We start from the raw sequence: 15684 nt of genomic DNA, 5'->3' as shown, positions 1-15684 counted from the left end.
GGCATACTGGGTGTCCGGGTGCCGGGAGTGTGCGGAGCGCCGGGTCCTCGGGAGCCGGGAGGGCCGGGAGAGCCGGTAGGCCCGGGTGCTCCGGTGCCGGGCGCGCCGTGCGGCGCGCGGTCGAGGTGGGCGAGCAGGAACGTGGCGAGGTCCCGTCGTGCGGCCGTCTCCGCCTCCACCTGCGCCCAGTACCCGCGCACCTCCTGGGCGGCGGCCGCGCGGGTGGTGCACGCGCACACCCGCTGGATGCGGGCCAGCGGCATGCCCAGCCGGCGCAGCCACGCCACCAGCCGGGCCCGGTCGAGCTGTTCGGGAGCATAGAAGCGGTAGCCGGTGTCCGGGTCCACCCGGGCCGGGGGGAGCAGGCCGAGGTCGTCGTACAGCCGTAGCGCTTTCGGCGACAGCCGGCTCGCCTTCGCGAAGGCGCCGATGGTCAGCAGTTCCATGCCCGGGTCAGGCCGCGACCGCGAGGTGGGCCGCGATCCGGTCCAGCGTGGTCGCGTTGTCCGTGTGCAGCACCGCGGACATGCCGATCGCCTCGGCCGCCTCGACGTTCGCCGCCAGGTCGTCCACGAACAGGCAGTCCGCCGGGCGCGCCCCCAGCCGCTCGCAGGCCAGCGTGAACGCGCGCGGGTCGGGCTTGGACAACCCGATCTCGTGCGAGTAGACCACCGCGTCCGCGTCGCCCACCAGCGCCGCGAAGCCGTACCGCTTCTCCTCGCGCTCCCGGGCGCCGACGAAGCTGTTGCTGAGGATGCCCAGGGTGCAGCGCCCCTGCAACTCCCTTACATACGTGATCAGTTCGGTGTTCGGGGCGCCCAGGTACTCCGTCCACAGGTCGGCGAAGAACGCGGCGGTCTGCGCCGGGTCGAGGCCCAACTCGGCGCGGACCGCGGCCTGTGTCTCCGGCTCGGTCATGGTGCCGAACTCGCCTGCCCGCCATACCGCTTCCAGCCGCCGGTCCAGCGCGCCGGCCGGCAGGCCCAGCCGCCGTTCCCAGGCGCCTTCCCAGCCGGTGCGCGGGGTCAGCTCCAGCACACCGCCGATGTCGAGGATCAGGCACGCAGTGGTCATACCGGTGGTCCTTCCGATGGTTGGCCGGGCGCGGCCCGGGGGACCGGCCTGGTCGGCGGCCGGTACGACCACGATGGGCCCTGTCCCAGGGGCAAGGTCAAGCAGGGCCGGGCGCGGCCGGAACGCCGGCCCAGCTCGGTCCGGCCTTTCTGCCCCGGGCCCTACGCTCCCGGCCCCCGGCCCTCTGCTCCCGGCTCCCGGCTTCCGGCCGACGCCCGGCCTCGGCCGACTCCCACCGACTCCGGCCCAACCGACTCCGGCCCGACGGGCAGTGGCCCGCGGCCCCGACGCCCGCCGACGCCCGCCGGGGCGGCCCAAACCCTGGACAGCGCGGGCCGGTTTTTGGCACGGTGGGGTGCGCCGAATCGCAATTCGAAAGCTTGGCCGATTGTCGACGCCACGGCTGAGTGCCGCAGGCAGGGGGCTCCACCATGACTGCACACCGCCTCGCCCCAGAGGAAGCCGCCTTCTACGCCTCGCAGAGCACCTTCTCCGACCCCGGCGAGCTGGTCGGCTGGTACACCGACCTTCCCAGGGACGCGGGCGAACTCGCCCGGGTGGTACGGGACGTGATGATCCACCGGGTCGAGGGCGGCCAGTTCGGGGTGCCGATCGCCGAGGACCGGATGCGCGACGACGCGGAGACCCGCTACGTGGACGACATCCTGCGGCTGGTGGTGAACCGCAACGGCGCGCCGCTGGTGGAGCGGCGGGATTTCGCCGACCGGTTCGTCGGGATCTGCCGCGACTTCACCCTCCTGCATGTCTCCCTGCTGCGCCACGTCGGCATTCCGGCACGGCTGCGCTCCGGGTTCGCCGACTACTTCGGCGACGACGGATTCCACTTCGACCACGTGGTCACCGAGTACTGGGACGACGAGCGCGGCTGGCTGCTGGCCGACGCCCAGATCGCCGACTCCGAGTGGTACTCGATGCCGTTCGACGCGACCGACGTGCCCAGGGACCGGTTCCTGGTCGCGAGCAAGGCGTGGCAGCTCATCCGCGCCGGCGAGGCGGACCCGAAGTCCTTCGGGCTGCACCTGCCGGAGGGGCCGATGGTGGGCGAGTGGTTCGTGGCCGGCAACGTCAGGCTCGACCTGGCCGCCCTCAACAAGGTCGAGACCCTGCTGTGGGACGTCTGGGGCACCGGCGCGGACACGGACGACGAACTGACCGACGAGATCCGCGACCTCTACGACACCGCCGCCCGCGTCACCGGCGACGACGTACCCTTCGCCGAGGCACGCGCCCTCTTCGCGGACCACGACGGGCTGCGCACGCCATCGACCGTGCTGTCCCTGGCTTCCTTCAACGGCCCGAGCCAGGTCACCCTGCGCTGACCGCCGGCACGCTGACCGCCGGCACGCTGCGTGACGCGGGCCGACCCGGCGACGGGCGATCCCTGCCGCCAACGGATTGAAGGGGTAACGCACATGGTCCAGGTGTACGAGGACCGGCGGCTCGCCGGCGCCTATCACGCGGGCAACGACATGCCGGACGCCTCGCTCCGCGCCTGGGCCGAACTGATCGCGCACTGCGCCCCCGTCCTGGCGCCGCGCATCCTGGAAGTGGGCACCGGCACCGGCATGTTCGCGGCGGCCCTGGCCCGATCGACGGACGCGCGCTTCGTGGTGGGCGTCGAGCCGTCTCCCGCGATGCTCGCCGAAGCACACCGGCTCCACCCGGCCGCGGACCGCCCGGACGGCCTCCACTTCGCCGCGGGCCGCGCCGAGGCGATTCCGCTCGGCCCGCGCTCGGTCGACCTCGCCCTGCTCTCGCGGGTGATCCACCACCTGCCCGACCGCCGCTCCTGCGCAAGGGAGTTGGCCCGGGTGCTGCGGCCCGGCGGGGTCGTGGTCGTCCGGACGACCTTCCGCGAGCGGCTGGACGCCATCGTCTACGACTACTGGCCGCGGCTGCTCGACGTCGACCGCCGCCGCTTCCCCGCGGAGGCGGACGTCTGCGCGGACTTCGCGGCCCACGGGTTCGACGTCGTACGGATCGGCTCGCACGCCGAACCGGTCGCCACCGGCCTGCGGGCGTTCCACGAGCGGATGGCGACGCGCCCCCAGTCGAAGTTCACCCACCTCACCGAGGCCGAATTCGCCGCGGGCCTGGCCCGGTTGGCCGCGGATGCGGATGCGGATGCGGATGGGGATGCGGATGGGGAAGCTGATGCCGAACGCGTTGTATCGGAGCGCTACGACGTGGCCGTATTCCGACTCCGTTAGCCCGTTAGCCCGTTGACCCGACGGCACGCCAATTCACCTGCGGCGCAGGGCCGCTGACGCCGACGGGGGCACGCGGGGCGGGTGGCGGCGGCGAAGGGCATCTCGGAGATGGGGGCGATCCGGACCGGGGCGCCCGGGTGCGGGGCGTGGGGCATCTCGCCGTTGCCGATGCAGCGGCCGACGTGGGAGATACCGGAGTGGAAGAACACCGGTCCGGGACTGCCCGCCTTCCGCCGCGGCCGATCGGACCCGACCGCCGTTCGACGGGCGACCCGCCGCATCCGGGCGCGGGGCGGCGCGAGCCCGCTCCCTATTACCCCCCAGGTCGTAAGACACCCCGCTCGCCGTGCGGTGCTGTACGCGCCGTAGGGTCCCGCCCATGGACACCCTCATCAATGTCTTTGTCGGACTGCACATCATCGGCATCGCGGCGCTGCTGGGCGGCTTCCTCACCCAACTCAAGGCGATGGGACGGGGCAGCGCGGAGCCGCGGTTCGTGCCCGGCATGCTCTACGGGGCCGGCACGATGCTGGTCACCGGGGTGGCGCTGGTCGGCCTCGCGCACGCCGACGACCGGCACCTCAGCAGCGTGAAGCTCGGCATCAAACTGGCCGTGCTGCTGGTGATCCTGGGGCTGGTCTACGTCAAGCGCGACGAGAAGAAGGTCGACGCGGTCTCCTTCGGCGCGGTCGGCGGCCTGACCGTCGCCAACATCTTCATCGCCGTGCTGTGGACCTGACCGCGATGACCGGCATCTCGTACGACCGCGCCACCGCCGAGCAGTACCGGCTGGCCCGAGAGGTCCCGCGCGCCGGGCTGGCCGCGTGGCGGGCGGCGATCGGGGCGGCGGCCCGGCTCGCGCCCGGCATGGCGGTGCTCGACGTCGGTGCCGGCACCGGCGGTTTCGCGTCCGCGCTGCACGACTGGTTCGGCGTCCACGTCGTCGCGGTCGAACCGGCCGAGGCGATGCGCGCGCTCATCCCGGCGACCCCCGCGACGCCCGGTCGCCCCGGCATCGAGGCCCTGGCCGGCCGGGCCGACGCGCTGCCGGTGCCGGACGGTGGCGCGGACGCGGCCTGGCTCGGCTCGGTGCTGCACCACATCCCCGATCTGCCCGCCGCCGCACGCGAGTTGCGCCGCGCCCTGAAGCCCGGCGCGCCGGTGCTGATCCGCAACCTCTTCCCCGGCCGGGCCGACCGCGACCTGCGGGTCCGCTTCTTCCCCGAGACGGTGGCGGAGATCGACGGCTACCGGACGGTGGACGGCGTCTGCGCCGACTTCGCGGCCGCCGGGTTCGTACGGCGGGAACTGGTCGCCGTACCGCAGGAGAGCGCGCCGAGCCTCGGGCATTATGCCGGCCTGCTGCGCCGGGACACCGACTCCAAGCTGCGCGCGCTGAGCGACGAGGACTTCGAGCGCGGTATGGCGCGACTGCGCGCAGCCGATCCGGCGGCACCCGCGACGAGTTGGATGGACCTGCTGGTGCTGGGCTGAGCCGTGGGGTGGGGCACGAAGGCCATGAGTAAGGGCCGGTCTCCTGGAGGCCGGCCCTTACTCGCTGACGTTGCCGATGCTACGGATGTCGCTGACGTAGCTGACGTAGCTTCCGTCGCGACGCCCCCGCGCCCGCTTACGCGATGCGGCGGGCCGCCGCGAACGGCATCCAGTCCATCGGGGCGACCTCGACCGTCGCGCCGGTGTGCGGGGCGTGCACGATGTTGCCGTTGCCGATGTAGATCCCGACGTGGCTGATACCGGAGTAGAAGAACACCAGGTCGCCCGGGCGCAGATCGGCCTTGGAGACCGCGGTGCCGTCCTTGACCTGGTCCCAGGTGGTGCGCCCGATGGTGATCCCGGCGGCGTGATAGGCGGCCAGGGTCAGCCCCGAGCAGTCGTACGAGTCCGGGCCGGTGGCGCCGCGGTAGTACGGCTTGCCGCGTTGGGCGAGCGCGAACTGGATCGCGGCGGCGGCGCGGCCGGACGCGGGCCCGTTGTACTTGTAGGTCGCGCTGGAGCCGGACGACGAGGACGACGAAGAGGACGAAGAGGACGAGGACGTGGACGCCGGCGCCTTCGGCTGCATCGAGGCGAGCTTGGCCTTCTGCGCCGCGTTGAGGCTGTTGAGCAGCTTCTGCGCGGCGGCGAGCTTCGTCTGCAGGTTCTTCTTCTGCGTGGCGAGCTTGCCCTGCGAGTTGGTCAGCTGCGTGAGGCTCGCGCTGGCCTGGGCGCGCTGGACCGACGCCTGCTCCTGCTGGATCTTGAACGTCTTGAGCGCCTGCTCCTGCGTGGCGGTCATCCGGCCCAGCAGGTGGTTCTGCGAGAGGAAGTTCTCCGGGTTGTCGGAGAAGAGCAGCTGCGTGGTGGCACCGAAACCGCCGGTGCGGTACTGCTCGGCGGCGAACTGGCCCAGCACCCGCCGGGACTCGTTCATCTGCTGGGTCTTGTCGGCGACCTGGGCGAGCAGCTGGTTGGTCTTGGTGCGCTGCGTCGCCGTGTCCTCCTGGGCCTGGTCGTACTGCTGCGTGGCGACCTCGGCCTGCTGGTTCAGCGAGTCGATCTGCTTCTGAACCTCTTTGATGGAGGGCTTCGCGGGCGCCGCGTTCGCGGTCTCGCTCATCAAGGTGACCGATGCCAGGGCCGCGGTGGTGATACCGACGGCGGCCCGCGTGCCGGTCGACGCGAGTATCGGGGTACGCGGTTTGCGGTGCGACGCCAAGGACGCGACTCCTTCCGTGTACCGCCGACCGGGTTAGCTGACGGGTTCGGGCGGGAAAGGTCGCCCTACGGTCCGGACGCTCGTCGCGTCCGCCCCGATTCACCCCAAAATGCCTCTGGGTCCCCGGTTCCGGCCGCCGGCCGGATTAGGCGGAGGTGGTGCGCTGCCGGACCGTCGCCGACGGGAGGCGGACCACCTAGCGGGCTACCGTAGTCAACTTCACCGGCTCTTGGGAAGTTTGGATTGCAATGTGACCGAAATCGCTTTGTGACCTTGGGTTTTGTCAAACGTCTTATCGGGCATCAGGATCATGTGGTGGCGACACGGTCGGGGTGGGCCATTACGGACGGACGGCCCCGTAGAAGGGCATCTCGGTAATGGGTGCGATCTTCACCACGGTGCCGGTGTGCGGTGCGTGGATCATCTCGCCGTTGCCGATGTAGAGCCCGACATGGCTGACGTCGCTGAAGAAGAAGATCAGATCGCCTGGCTGGAGGTCGGCCTCCGACACCCTGGTGCCCACGTCCACCTGGTCGTAGGTGGTGCGCGGCAGGTCGATCCCGGCGGCCTTGTAGGCGGCCTGGGTCAGCCCCGAGCAGTCGTATGAATCCGGGCCGGTCGCGCCCCACACATACGGCTTGCCGATCTGCTTCCTGGCGAAGGCGATGGCCTGCTCGGCGGCCGAGGAGTTGGCCGATGTCACGGGCGCGTTCGTGCCCTTGGCCGCGGCGGCCTTCGCGGCGGCCTCCTGGTTGGCCTGCTCCTGGGCGGCGAGCTTCTTCGCCTTCTCCTTCGCCTCGGCCTCCTGCTTGGCCTGGAGTGCCGCCAGCCGCTTCTTCTCCTGTGCGTTGAGGCTGTTGAGGAGTTTCTGCGAGGCGCCGAGCTTCGTCTGCACGTCCTGCTTGGCGGACTTGAGCCGGCCCTGCTTCGCGGTCAGCGTGGCCAGGCTCTTGGCCGCCTCGATCCGCTGCTGGGTGACCGCGACCTGCTGGGTCTGGTAGTCCTCGACCGCCGCGTGCTGCCGCTTGCCCAGCACGTCGGTCAGGTGGATCTCGTCGGCGAGGTCCTGCGGGTTGTCCGACAGCAGGTAGCGGGTGGTGGTCAGGTCGCCGCCGCTGCGGTACTGCGCCGCCGCGAACTCGCCCAGCACGCGCCGCGAGTCGTTGAGCTTCTGCGTCTTCTGGGCGACCTGCGCGAGCAGCTTGTTGACCTTGGTGTTCTGCTGGTCGGTCTGCTCCTGCGCCTGGTCGTACTTCTGGGTGGCGGCCTCGGCCTGCTGGTTGAGGGAGTCGACCTGGTTCTTGACCGCGCTGATCGACGGCTGCTTGGGCTTGGCGGGAGCGGGGGTGGCGCTCGCGCTCTCGCTGAGCAGCGTCACGGTGGCCAGTGCCGCCGTGGTGATCCCCACGGCCGCACGCGGGCCGGGAGTGCTGAGTAGCGCGGTACGGGCCTTACGGTGCGTCGCCATGGCGGGCGGACTCCTCTCGGACGCTGCCGGTTCCGGCTGGTGCGGCACGCTAGCCAACGCCCGGCACGCCTGGGAAGGGCGATGTCCGATAGGCCCGATACCTTTTCGTAATGTTTTGCCGAAGCGTGGGAACCGTCACCCAGCGTGCCAATCGGGCTACCCGCGCACCCGGGCCTCCGGCCCGGCGACTTCGGCGGACGGCACCGGAGTGTCGGTGTGGGCGCCTAGACTCGGACAGCGATGAGCAGCCTCTTTGACGACAACTTCCTGGCCGGTATGGACGCGGCCCACGGGCCTTCCGACGGTGAGCAGCCCCCGCCGCCGGAGGACGGTCCCGGCGGCGAGGACGTCCCGCACGACCTGTTCCAGGGGCGGTACGACAATCCGCCCGCGCATGACGCGCACTACCGCAACGGCGCGGCGCGTCCCGTGCTCGACCCCGCACAGCTCCTCGTGGGGCTCAACGAGCAGCAGCGCGCCGCCGTCGAGCACCACGGCGGGCCGCTGCTCATCGTCGCCGGCGCCGGCTCCGGCAAGACCCGCGTGCTCACCCACCGCATCGCCCACCTGCTCGGCGCCCGCGACGTCCACCCGGGCGCGATCCTCGCCATCACCTTCACCAACAAGGCCGCGGGCGAGATGAAGGAGCGCGTCGAGGAACTGGTCGGGCCGCGCGCCAACGCCATGTGGGTGTCGACCTTCCACAGCGCCTGCGTGCGGATCCTGCGTCGCGAGTCCAAGACGCTCGGCTTCACCTCGTCGTTCTCGATCTACGACGCCACCGACGCGCGCCGGCTGATGGCCCTGGTCTGCCGTGACCTGGACCTCGACCCCAAGCAGTTCCCGCCGAAGTCGTTCAGCGCCCAGGTCTCCAACCTCAAGAACGAGCTGGTCGACCACGAGACGTTCGCCGCCAAGGCGGAGAACCCGTTCGAGCGGAAGCTCGCCGAGGCGTACGCGATGTACCAGGCCCGGCTGCACGACGCCAACGCGCTGGACTTCGACGACATCATCATGACCACCGTCAACCTGCTCCAGGCGTTCCCCGATGTCGCCGAGCACTACCGGCGGCGCTTCCGGCACGTCCTGGTCGACGAGTACCAGGACACCAACCACGCCCAGTACACCCTGGTCCGCGAGCTCGTCGGCACCGGCGACGATGCCGCCGAACTCTGCGTCGTCGGCGACGCCGACCAGTCGATCTACGCCTTCCGCGGCGCGACGATCCGCAACATCCTCCAGTTCGAGGAGGACTACCCGCAGGCCCGCACCATCCTGCTGGAGCAGAACTACCGCTCCACCCAGAACATCCTCAACGCCGCCAACGCCGTCATCGAGCGCAACGCCGGCCGCCGCGCCAAGAACCTGTGGACCGAGTCCGGCGAGGGCCCCGTCATCACCGGCTACGTCGCCGACCAGGAGCACGACGAGGCGCAGTACGTCGCCGAGGAGATCGACCGGCTCACCGACGCCGGCGACGCCCGCCCAGGCGACGTCGCGGTCTTCTACCGCACCAACGCCCAGTCCCGTGTCTTCGAAGAGATCTTCATCCGGGTCGGCCTGCCCTACAAGGTCGTCGGCGGCGTCCGCTTCTACGAGCGCCGCGAGGTCCGCGACGTCCTCTCCTACCTGCGCGTCCTCGCCAACCCCGAGGACGCCGTGCCGCTGCGCCGGATCCTCAACGTGCCCAAGCGCGGCATCGGCGAGCGCGCCGAGGCGATGATCGACGCGCTCGGCAGGCGCGAGCGGATCTCCTTCCCGCAGGCCCTGCGGCGCGTCGACGAGGCATACGGCATGGCGGCGCGCTCGGCCAACGCGGTCAAGCGGTTCAACACCCTCATGGACGAGCTGCGCACCGTCGTGGAGTCCGGCGCGGGCCCCGCCGTCGTCCTGGAAGCGGTGCTGGAACGCACGGGCTACCTGGCCGAGTTGCAGGCGTCCACCGACCCGCAGGACGAGACCCGCGTCGAGAACCTCCAGGAACTCGCCGCCGTCGCCCTGGAGTTCGAGCAGGAGCGGGAGGGCGAGGAGACCGGTTCGCTCGCCGAGTTCCTGGAACGCGTCGCCCTGGTCGCCGACTCCGACCAGATCCCCGACTCGCCCGACGGCGAGGAGGACACCGGCGGCGTGATCACCCTGATGACGCTGCACACCGCCAAGGGCCTGGAGTTCCCGGTGGTGTTCCTCACCGGCATGGAGGACGGCGTCTTCCCGCACATGCGCGCCCTCGGGCAGGTCAAGGAGCTGGAGGAGGAGCGCCGGCTGGCCTACGTCGGCATCACCCGCGCCCGCCAACGGCTCTACGTGACCCGGTCGATGATGCGCAGCGCCTGGGGGCAGCCCTCCTACAACCCGCCCTCCCGCTTCCTGGAGGAGATCCCCGAGGCGCTCATAGTGTGGAAGCGGACCGGGCAGTCCGGGGCGGCCTCCGGCGGTGGCGCCGGCTCCAAGGCGGCCGCGTCCGTCGCCTCCTCCGTCGGCGCGCGCGGGCGTTCCGGCACCGGCGGGTTCGCCACGAAGCGCTCCGCCGGGGACCGTCCGGTGATCTCGCTGAGCGTGGGAGACCGCGTCACCCACGACCAGTTCGGTCTCGGCACCGTGGTCTCGGTCACCGGGCGGCCCGGCGACGAGAAGGCGACGATCGACTTCGGGGACGAGCGCCCCAAGCAGTTGCTGCTGCGCTACGCCCCGGTGCAGAAGCTTTAAGGGGTGCCCGGGGTGCCCCTGGGTGTGTGACGTTCCTTTCGCAGCAGGAGCCGCAGTAATCCAGGGGCGCGTGGGGGCACTCCCCCTGGCTTCGCCGGGGGCACCCCCACCCAGGCGAAGCTCTGGGGGAGAACGGCGCGACCAGCCACCCACTCAGCTCTAGGTCCCCCAGCCGGCAGTACCGGGTCTACCTCGGGTCCAGCCCGTGGGCGAGAAGCCAGGGGAGGGGGTCGATCGGGGTGCCCCCGTGCGGCCGGACCTCCAGGTGGAGGTGCGGCCCCGTGGTGTTGCCGGTGTTGCCCGAGTAGGCGATGACGGTCCCGGCCTTGACCTTGCCGGAGCGGATCTTCGTGCTGCTCAGGTGGCAGTACCAGGTCTCCGTGCCGTCGGGCGCGGTGACGATCGCCATGTTGCCGTAGGAAATGTTCCACTGGGTGCGCACGGTGCCGTCGGTCACGGCCATCACCGGGGTGCCGGGCTGCACCGGGAAGTCGATCCCGGTGTGCAGCGCCATCCAGCGCTCGCCGGACTGCCCGAAGTACGCGCTCAGCCCCTTCTGCATCACCGGCAGCACGAACTTCGGCCGCAGCGCCTCCTTGCGGGCCGCCGCCTCGGCCGCGGCCTTCTTCGCCGCGGCCTGCCGGTCCTTGAGGTCGACCCGCTCCTGGGAGCGGCTCGCGCGGGTGGCGAAGTCGTCGGCGTCCCGGCTCACCCCGGTCAACTGCCGGTCGAGCTGGGTGGTCGGCGCCTTGCCCGCGGCCTCGTCGGTCGTCGTGTTCGAGGAGTCCTGGGCCACCCCGACCCCGCCGAACGCCGCCGCGCCGACCGCCGCCACACCCATCACGGCCACCGACGGCACCCCGACGGTCAGCAGCGCCGAGCGCTTGGCCGGCTTCCGGCGGCGGCTGCGGGCGGTGGGCACCTCGTCGTCGCTGAAGTCGTGCCGTACGGGTTCGTCGTCGGGCGTGCCGAGCGTGAAGTCCTCGCCGAGCAGCGCGGTGTCGTCGGGCGCAGTCCCGGGTGCGACGGGCGACACGGTCGCCATCGTGGCCGTGGCCGGCGCCGCGGCCTGCTCGTAGCCGGCCCCGTAACCGGTGGCGGCGTAGCCGGCGGGCGCTTCGTACGCCCCGGGGGCCTCGAACGGGACGGACACCTGCTCGTAGACGCCGGTGTCGCCGCTGCTGTCGTACCCGTAGCCGTACCCGTAGGCCGGGTAGGCGCCGGACTCCCACTCCTGCTGCTGCGGGTAGGCCGGCTGCTGGGTGGTCTGCCACGCGGCCGTGTCGTACGTACCGGTGTCGTAGTACGCGGTGCCGGTGCCCGTCGTGGTGCTGGTGTACGGGTCGTACTGGTCGTACGGGGCGTACGTGGCGTAACTGCCCGTGTCGTAGTCGCTGACCGCGTACGTGCCGGTGTCGTACCCGCTCCGGTCGTAACCGGGCTGCTGCGGCTGCTGCGCCGTGCCCTGGTCGTAGCCGTAGGCGTACTGCTGGTCGTACGGCCTGGCGGCCTGCTGCGGGATGTGGGCGTAGCTGTAGCTGCCGGTCGTGTCGTCCGCGAAAGTGGTGCCGACAGTCGGGTAGGGGCCCGAGGAGTAGGCGTCGTACGCGTGGGCGTCGTGGTCGGAGGCGTACTCCGACGGGTGACGTTGGTTCACCGCCAGCTTCTCTTTCGCCTAGGCAGCAGGAGAATTAGCGGCGACTGTAGCCCTCCGTACCGGGTGCCGACAATCTTCTGGCCGGACCTGGCGTCCGCCTTGCCCGGTGTTCGGTTGATATTCGACCGTTATGTGTCCGTTATGCGGCGTCGATCGCGTCGGGCAGCGGACCCGGTCGGGACAGTGCCTGCCTGATTTCGGCGGCCACCGAGCTGTGCACGGGCAGGGCGAGGTGGCCGATGCCGCGCACCTTGATGTTCGCGGTGGAAAGGTCCGGGTGTTCGAGGCGCGCCGACTCGGCCGGGATCATGAACTCGTCGAGGTCGCTCCAGAAGGCGACGAAGCGGGTCCGGCAGCCCGGAGCGGGCCCCGCCAACTCCTCCAGCACCGGCGAACCGGGCCGCATCTGGCGGGCCAGCGGGTGGGGGGCGAGCGCGGGCACCGCGCGGGTGCCGGAGTGCGGGGTACCCATGGTGACCAGGTTGCGCACCCGGGCGTCACCGCCCAGGCGCTGCACGTAGTAGCGGGCGACCAGGCCGCCCAGGCTGTGGGCCACGATGTCCACCTGCGGGTGCCCGGACTCGGCGCAGACCCGCTCGATGTGCGGGCCGAGCATCGCGGCGGCGGTGCGGATGTCGCCGGTCAGCGGGGAGTAGTTCAGCGCCTGGACGCGGGTCCAGCCGTGCCGCAGCAGCGAGCGGCGCAGCAGGGCGAAGGCCGAGCGGTTGTCCACGAAGCCGTGCAGGAGCAGAACCGGGGGCTGGCCGCGGCCCTCGCCGGGGAGCGGTGTGGTGCTGGTGCGTCCGGGGCCGGGGGTGCCGTCGGAACCGCCGTCCGGGCCGGCCGCGTGGTCAGGGCGGCCCTGATCGTCCGCCGGGTGCGGTGGCGTGGGGATGCGCTCGGGCAGGATGCCGGTCGGATACAGCAGCAGGTGCCCGGCGAACAGGGCCAGGTCGATGGCGGCGACCTTGGCCAGCTCCGCGCTGTGCCCGCTCCACAGCGAGCCGCTCCACAAAGCGTGACCAGGGATGCGGCTGCGGTGACTGTGGCCGGGGGGCTCCTCCGGTGTCGGCCCCGGCTCCGGCTCGCTTTCCGAGGACTGGGCTGCCATGGCCCACCTCCCGTCGCGGCGCCCCGGGGTCGTCATCGACCCCGGGTGCCTTCAGCGGGAGCCGGAGCGGATGCCGCATCGCCGCGCCCTGCGGCTTGATACGCGGTGATGCGGCGTCCTGGCTGCGGCTCTCGAAGGAACGAGCCGGGCGTCCCCGCGATTCCCGGCGTGTCCCTCGCCGGCCGCCGTGGGCAGCCCCGACCCTTTGGTGAATGTGTCCCACTGTGTGATTTCCCCCTCCCCGCCCCACGTAAAACTGTCGGGCGCGGCGCGCGGGCGCTAACGTTCGTTTACGCGGTACAGCTCGCCCACGCTGCACCACCGCACCCGGTGTGCCGCATCCCATGATCATGGAGGCAGATATGGGAGTGTCCGGACCGATCCGCGTGGTGGTCGCCAAGCCGGGGCTCGACGGTCACGACCGCGGCGCCAAGGTGATCGCGCGTGCGCTCCGCGACGCCGGCATGGAGGTCATCTACACCGGCCTGCACCAGACGCCGGAGCAGGTGGTGGACACCGCGATCCAGGAGGACGCCGACGCGATCGGGCTCTCCATCCTCTCCGGCGCCCACATGACGCTCTTCGCCAAGGTGGTCGAACTCCTCCGCGAGCGCGACGCCGCCGACATCAAGGTCTTCGGCGGCGGCATCATCCCCGAGGCCGACATCCCCCCGCTCACGGAGCTCGGCGTCGCCGCGATCTTCACGCCCGGCACGTCCACGGGCGATGTCGTGGCCTGGGTCCGGGCGAACATCGGGCAGGCCGCCTGACGAGACCCCCGGGAGCCTCGTTGCGCTGTTTTCCCCCAGAGCTTCTCCTGGGTGGGGGTGCCCCCGGCGAAGCTCTGGGGGAGGAACTGCGCGACCGGCCCACCACTGGTGGTGGTCCCTCGACCGGCGGCAACCAGGCACCCCGGGGGCAGGTCAGACCACCCCCAACTCCTCCGCCATCAGCGCGCGCAAGCGCAACGTGCCGGTCAGCCGCTGAAACGCCTCCGACCAGTACGCACTTGCCCCGGGCGAGCCGTTGGGCGGCTCCTCGGCGGCGGCGCTGAGCAGCGCGACCTGCTCGGTGGCGGCGGGGTCGAGGCAGCGCTCGGCAAGCCCCATCACCCCGCTGAAACTCCACGGATAACTCCCGCCGTCCCGCGCGATGTCGAGCGCGTCGACCACCGCACCGCCGAGCGGCGCGCTCCACGGCACCGCGCACACCCCGAGCATCTGGAACGCCTCGGACAGGCCGTGCGCGGAGATGAACTCGGAGACCCAGCAGGCCCGTTCCTCCGCCGGGAGGATCGCCAGCAGCTTCGCCGGGTCGCCGATCGCCGTCACCGGGCCACCCCGCGCGGAGGGGGCACCGAGCAGGGCGCGCGCCCAGCCGTCGTCGCGCTGGCGTACGGCCGCCCGGCACCAGGCCGCGTGCAGGTCGGGCTGCCAGTCGTCCAGCACCGGGAGGGCGACGATCTGTTCGGGGGAGCGCCCGCCGAACCGCGCCGGCCAGCTCGGCAGCGGGGCGGCGTCCACCAACTGGCCCAGCCACCAGGAGCGTTCGCCCCTCCCGTTGGGCGGCTTCGCGGTCACCCCGTCCCGCTCCATGGCCGCGTCGCACTCGTACGGCGCCTCGACGGTGATGCCGTCCGGGCCGAGCGACACGCAGCTACGGGCACGGGCCGCCATCCGCCCGGCCAGCGCGGAAGCGGGCAGCGCGGACAGCAACTCGGCTGCTGTGGCGCGTACGTTGCGGCTGCGGTCCGCCAACGAGGACTCCAGGAACGGTTCGTCCGCCGGTGAAAGGCCCGTACGCAGCGTGTCCATGAACATCAGCCGGTCCTCGGCGCGTTCGCTGCGCCAGGTGGAGGCGAGCAGCGCCAGCGCACCGGCCGGGTCGGCCTGGCGCAGCCGGGTCAGCAGGGCGACCCGTTCGGCGAACAGGCCCTCCTCCCAAAGCCGTTGGCCTGCCGCCTCGTCCCCGGCCGCCGTTGCCGCGCCCGCCGCGCCGCCGCCCGCCCGCAGTGCGAACTTCCACTCCGGGTTCAGCTCCGCCAGCCACAGCGCGCGCGGGCCGGCGAACGCCAGGGCGTCCGCACGCAGGTCCGTGCGGGCCCGCGCGATGTCCAGGAGTGCGGGCAGCAGCGCGGGGGGTGCGGCGAAGCCGCGGGCGCGGGCCGTCGTCAGCCACTGCGGCAGCAGTTCCAGCAGGTTGGGCGCCGCGCCCTGCCGGCTCCGGCCGTTCTCGGTCAGCATCATCTCCAGCCGGCGGCGGGCCGGGTCGGGCAACTCCGGGCGCGGGTCGGGCGCCACCGTCTTCGGCCGTTCCCCGGCGACCCCCGGTCGCAGCCCGGCCCGCCGCCGCACCACGCCGACCGCGGCGGCGTCCAGCAACCCGACGGCCGCCTCCGCCGCGTCCCCCACGACCCCCGAGGGTCGGCGCCGCTCCGTCCCCAGCAGCGCGCTGCCCACCAGGTCGTCCCACGTCCCACCCATCGGGTTCCCCTTCTCTTCCTACGGCCTGCGCCTGCTGACTGCTGCTTGCTGCCTACGTCTCAACGGGTCCGGTGCTTCGGTGTCTTGGGTCTCTTCGCGCTCTTGGTGCTCTTACCCCCAGGTCGTCAGTGCTCTTCCTGGTCCGCGGCTCGCGCGCGGTGGTTGTCAGGGCAGGACGGTCGTGGGCGTGGGCGAGGAGGGGGACCACGCGGTGAGCGGCTTCGCCCCGGTGGGGGTG

13 protein-coding genes, 1 pseudogene and 1 riboswitch are annotated in these 15684 nt (G+C 71.8%); of the genes and pseudogenes, 6 read left to right on the top strand and 8 right to left on the bottom strand.

Annotated features, from left to right (window positions below):
* Both AC13HU_RS13950 and AC13HU_RS13945 read right to left on the bottom strand, forming a co-directional pair.
* The coding region (locus tag AC13HU_RS13950; RefSeq protein WP_483042157.1) for a MerR family transcriptional regulator at positions 1-446 on the bottom strand (446 nt) is incomplete at its 3' end.
* A 7-nt stretch (positions 447-453) separates the two neighbouring features.
* Positions 454-1074: an HAD family hydrolase gene (locus AC13HU_RS13945; protein WP_483042156.1), complete on the bottom strand. Its 621-nt coding sequence runs from the start codon at positions 1072-1074 to the stop codon at positions 454-456.
* Between the two features lie 431 nt (positions 1075-1505).
* Between AC13HU_RS13945 and AC13HU_RS13940 the strand changes: the two genes are divergently transcribed.
* Entirely contained in the window at positions 1506-2414 is a 909-nt protein-coding gene (locus tag AC13HU_RS13940) for a transglutaminase-like domain-containing protein (protein WP_483042155.1), read from the top strand.
* 93 nt (positions 2415-2507) lie between these two features.
* On the top strand, positions 2508-3305 hold the full coding sequence (locus AC13HU_RS13935) for a class I SAM-dependent methyltransferase (protein ID WP_483042154.1): 798 nt from the start codon (positions 2508-2510) through the stop codon (positions 3303-3305).
* Positions 3306-3376: 71 nt separating this feature from the next.
* Here the strand turns inward: AC13HU_RS13935 and AC13HU_RS13930 are convergent.
* Positions 3377-3517 (bottom strand): annotated as a pseudogene (locus AC13HU_RS13930) (NlpC/P60 family protein); the annotation flags it as partial.
* 167 nt (positions 3518-3684) lie between these two features.
* Between AC13HU_RS13930 and AC13HU_RS13925 the strand changes: the two are divergent.
* Positions 3685-4044: a hypothetical protein gene (locus tag AC13HU_RS13925; protein WP_483042153.1), complete on the top strand. Its 360-nt coding sequence runs from the start codon at positions 3685-3687 to the stop codon at positions 4042-4044.
* Positions 4035-4799, top strand: a complete 765-nt coding sequence (locus AC13HU_RS13920; protein WP_483042152.1) for a class I SAM-dependent methyltransferase — start codon at positions 4035-4037, stop codon at positions 4797-4799. The genes AC13HU_RS13925 and AC13HU_RS13920 overlap by 10 nt, the downstream gene beginning before the upstream one ends.
* A 136-nt stretch (positions 4800-4935) precedes the next feature.
* Here the strand turns inward: AC13HU_RS13920 and AC13HU_RS13915 are convergent, their stop codons facing one another.
* Both AC13HU_RS13915 and AC13HU_RS13910 read right to left on the bottom strand, forming a co-directional pair.
* Entirely contained in the window at positions 4936-6021 is a 1086-nt protein-coding gene (locus tag AC13HU_RS13915; protein ID WP_483042151.1) for a C40 family peptidase, read from the bottom strand.
* 7 nt (positions 6022-6028) lie between these two features.
* Positions 6029-6183, bottom strand: a riboswitch (cyclic di-AMP (ydaO/yuaA leader).
* Between the two features lie 178 nt (positions 6184-6361).
* Positions 6362-7489 carry a C40 family peptidase gene (locus tag AC13HU_RS13910; protein WP_483042150.1) on the bottom strand — a complete coding sequence of 376 codons (1128 nt, stop codon included), beginning with the start codon at positions 7487-7489 and terminating at the stop codon, positions 6362-6364.
* A gap of 240 nt (positions 7490-7729) precedes the next feature.
* Between AC13HU_RS13910 and pcrA the strand changes: the two genes are divergently transcribed.
* Positions 7730-10195 (top strand): DNA helicase PcrA, encoded by a 2466-nt coding sequence (pcrA, locus tag AC13HU_RS13905; RefSeq protein WP_483042149.1) that lies wholly within the window; start codon positions 7730-7732, stop codon positions 10193-10195.
* Between the two features lie 187 nt (positions 10196-10382).
* On the opposite strand, the gene AC13HU_RS13900 is transcribed toward pcrA, so the two are convergent.
* Together AC13HU_RS13900 and AC13HU_RS13895 are read right to left on the bottom strand one after the other, a co-directional pair.
* Positions 10383-11852 carry a M23 family metallopeptidase gene (locus AC13HU_RS13900; protein WP_483042148.1) on the bottom strand — a complete coding sequence of 490 codons (1470 nt, stop codon included), beginning with the start codon at positions 11850-11852 and terminating at the stop codon, positions 10383-10385.
* Positions 11853-11991: 139 nt separating this feature from the next.
* A complete protein-coding gene (locus tag AC13HU_RS13895; protein ID WP_483042147.1) occupies positions 11992-12963 on the bottom strand; it encodes an esterase/lipase family protein in 972 nt (323 codons plus the stop codon).
* Between the two features lie 362 nt (positions 12964-13325).
* Here AC13HU_RS13895 and icmB point away from each other — a divergent pair, with 362 nt between their 5' ends.
* Positions 13326-13733, top strand: a complete 408-nt coding sequence (icmB, locus tag AC13HU_RS13890) for a coenzyme B12-dependent isobutyryl CoA mutase small subunit (RefSeq protein WP_483042146.1) — start codon at positions 13326-13328, stop codon at positions 13731-13733.
* Positions 13734-13886: 153 nt separating this feature from the next.
* Here icmB and AC13HU_RS13885 read toward each other — a convergent pair whose 3' ends face one another.
* Positions 13887-15446, bottom strand: a complete 1560-nt coding sequence (locus AC13HU_RS13885; RefSeq protein ID WP_483042145.1) for a DUF5691 domain-containing protein — start codon at positions 15444-15446, stop codon at positions 13887-13889.
* Between the last annotated feature and the right edge of the window lie 238 nt (positions 15447-15684).

The organism is Streptomyces sp. NH27 (assembly GCF_056859195.1).
Note: the sequence above shows the minus strand (reverse complement) of the source record. Positions and strands in the feature narration are given on the sequence as shown.

Bases quoted from the DNA above. Each gene is read 5' to 3' on its own strand.
- AC13HU_RS13945 (WP_483042156.1), bottom strand. From the start codon at position 1,074: ATGACCACTGCGTGCCTGATCCTCGACATCGGCGGTGTGCTGGAGCTG.
- AC13HU_RS13940 (WP_483042155.1), top strand. From the start codon at position 1,506: ATGACTGCACACCGCCTCGCCCCAGAGGAAGCCGCCTTCTACGCCTCG.
- AC13HU_RS13935 (WP_483042154.1), top strand. From the start codon at position 2,508: ATGGTCCAGGTGTACGAGGACCGGCGGCTCGCCGGCGCCTATCACGCG.
- AC13HU_RS13925 (WP_483042153.1), top strand. From the start codon at position 3,685: ATGGACACCCTCATCAATGTCTTTGTCGGACTGCACATCATCGGCATC.
- AC13HU_RS13910 (WP_483042150.1), bottom strand. From the start codon at position 7,489: ATGGCGACGCACCGTAAGGCCCGTACCGCGCTACTCAGCACTCCCGGC.
- pcrA (WP_483042149.1), top strand. From the start codon at position 7,730: ATGAGCAGCCTCTTTGACGACAACTTCCTGGCCGGTATGGACGCGGCC.
- AC13HU_RS13895 (WP_483042147.1), bottom strand. From the start codon at position 12,963: ATGGCAGCCCAGTCCTCGGAAAGCGAGCCGGAGCCGGGGCCGACACCG.
- icmB (WP_483042146.1), top strand. From the start codon at position 13,326: ATGGGAGTGTCCGGACCGATCCGCGTGGTGGTCGCCAAGCCGGGGCTC.
- AC13HU_RS13885 (WP_483042145.1), bottom strand. From the start codon at position 15,446: ATGGGTGGGACGTGGGACGACCTGGTGGGCAGCGCGCTGCTGGGGACG.